Origin of the sequence: Scytonema sp. PCC 10023 (genome assembly GCF_963920835.1) — a bacterium.
In the GTDB taxonomy this organism is placed as follows: domain Bacteria; phylum Cyanobacteriota; class Cyanobacteriia; order Cyanobacteriales; family Nostocaceae; genus Kalymmatonema.
This window is the reverse complement of the sequence record NZ_CAWUDP010000270.1, coordinates 1-1,894: the sequence shown is the minus strand read 5'-3', so window position 1 is coordinate 1,894 and position 1,894 is coordinate 1. Positions and strand designations below refer to the sequence as shown.

General features: G+C 34.8%; 2 protein-coding genes and 2 pseudogenes. 1 reads left to right on the top strand and 3 read right to left on the bottom strand.

Annotated features, from left to right (window positions below):
- Positions 1 to 80: 80 nt before the first annotated feature.
- The 3 genes and pseudogenes from ACM0OZ_RS48615 to ACM0OZ_RS48605 form a co-directional block, all read right to left on the bottom strand.
- Positions 81 to 213: pseudogene (locus ACM0OZ_RS48615) on the bottom strand (RNA-guided endonuclease TnpB family protein); the annotation flags it as partial.
- Between the two features lie 156 nt (positions 214 to 369).
- Positions 370 to 861 (bottom strand): transposase family protein, encoded by a 492-nt coding sequence (locus ACM0OZ_RS48610; protein ID WP_414590117.1) that lies wholly within the window; start codon positions 859 to 861, stop codon positions 370 to 372.
- 50 nt (positions 862 to 911) lie between these two features.
- Complete coding sequence (locus ACM0OZ_RS48605; protein ID WP_414590116.1) at positions 912 to 1,232, bottom strand: helix-turn-helix domain-containing protein; 321 nt, start codon at positions 1,230 to 1,232, stop codon at positions 912 to 914.
- A 188-nt stretch (positions 1,233 to 1,420) separates the two neighbouring features.
- Between ACM0OZ_RS48605 and ACM0OZ_RS48600 the strand changes: the two are divergent.
- Positions 1,421 to 1,894: pseudogene (locus tag ACM0OZ_RS48600) on the top strand (hypothetical protein); the annotation flags it as partial.

Sequence of the window (1,894 nt, the reverse complement as noted above, 5' to 3'; positions counted from 1 at the left end):
GGGTAAGCTTTTGGCAGCATAACCCTATCTAAACTTGCGCCGTATTGTACTAGTTATACCGATGATTGACACTCCCCTGCCTAAAGGCTAGGGGATTCTTGGTTCCCTGACTCGCCGTTAGACAGCAGGCTCTCACCAAGTGCCCAAGAGGGCAAATCTCCCCAAGCGTAAGTTCCTGTGTGCCCCCACAGTACTGAGTCCTAGTCTCAAAATAATAGACATCTCCAAAAAATCTCAAAGCTTTGCTGTGACTAGCTTGTAAAGCGTAAATGCAAGCATTGCTAACTAGCTAGTCTTGACGGTGAAATAGGGATTTGAAATAGTTACTAATAATAACAGGGCAAAAATATGTAGTTATATGCATTAATTTCAATCTGAGGAGATGGGATGTATTTCTGATGGTAATATAAGTGCCCTAATTCGTAATCTTACTAGTCCACAAATTGTCAAAATTACTTGTTCATACTTTTTAGAATTTAGCCGAAATCTTTCTTGGACAACTCGGGATATTTTGACTGAACGAATTCGGTGTTCAACAAATACTCGCTTTGATGAAAACTCCTTGTTTTCTTCTTTCTGGTCAATTGTTAACTTACCATTTTTGGGTTTTTTCTTTGGAGTGTCAATTAAACCTTCTCCTTGATACCCCAAATCTCCCTTAAATTTTTGTTTTGGCTCAAATTTATCGCGATTTTCTCGAAACAAATTTATATCACTTTTTGGTCCAGGTTCTCCAGCGATAACATCAACAATATCCCTTGCATCTGGTAAAATAATTATCTGACTTTTAAATGTATGTTTACATGCCTTACCAGAGTAATACTTTTCTTGCTCTTGATTGTCTCCTGGTCTTTCCCTCACTTGTTCATAGCTGTCTACAATTAATTCATAGTCTGTGAGTATTTCTTTAATTATCTCATAGTCAGATTCGTTTTTTTTACTTGTTCAATTAAACTCGATGGTAGCAATTCCCTCAGAATTGGTAACCAATAATTAAATGTATCATTTGCTGTGGACTCACTTACTCCAAACTGAATACCAAGCAGTTGGAATGTGATCATATGTCTAAGATAGACCAAGGTTAAAATTATTTGCTCTTTAATTGATAGTTTAGGTTTACGACCACCTCCACCCGAAATAATTCTAATTTTATTTGATTCTAATAAGGCTTGTTTTTCGTGGTGTAGTCGTTCGGCATTTTGAAGTAATATTTGTAGCTCAGGATAACCCAACCCAATTAATCGTTGGGTTTATTGGGGATTCGCTTCGATGTGTTCCAGTACTGAACTCATAAAATTGGTGTAAAAATACACTATTATAGTCTTCACAAAACGCTACTATTTCGGAGATGTCTAATAAGTTTTAGATATATAATAATTAATAGTTTTTATGATGTTAGATCTGAATTGTGAGAAGAATCGTGAAAAAAAATGTAGCGTTATTATATTGCGTGTGTTTAATTATACCGATACTGTTTTATCCTTTACAAGTTAGCGCACAATCTTTTATCAACTCTGATTTTTGTAAATTAAATGAAGCACATGTCTTACAAAATAGTGATGGCGACACGTGTTTATTTTCACTTAGCGAGGATATTGCTAAAAGTATCTTAACTATAAGAAATAAAGATGAAGAAAATGATGCTAATATCAATATTCAATATCCGGTGAATTTTATATGTGAATATTTTGCCCTCAGGATAGTGCCTAATGATAAAAAAGATATTAATTGTATAAGGCAAAATATTTCTAACGCATCTATACTAACTAGATTCACTATTATTAACAGGTCTACTGCTGTAGAAGTTACTATGAATACATTAGATCCTGAAGACAAACCTCCTGAAGACAAACCTCCTGAAGACAAACCTCCTGAAGACAAACCTCCTGAAGAC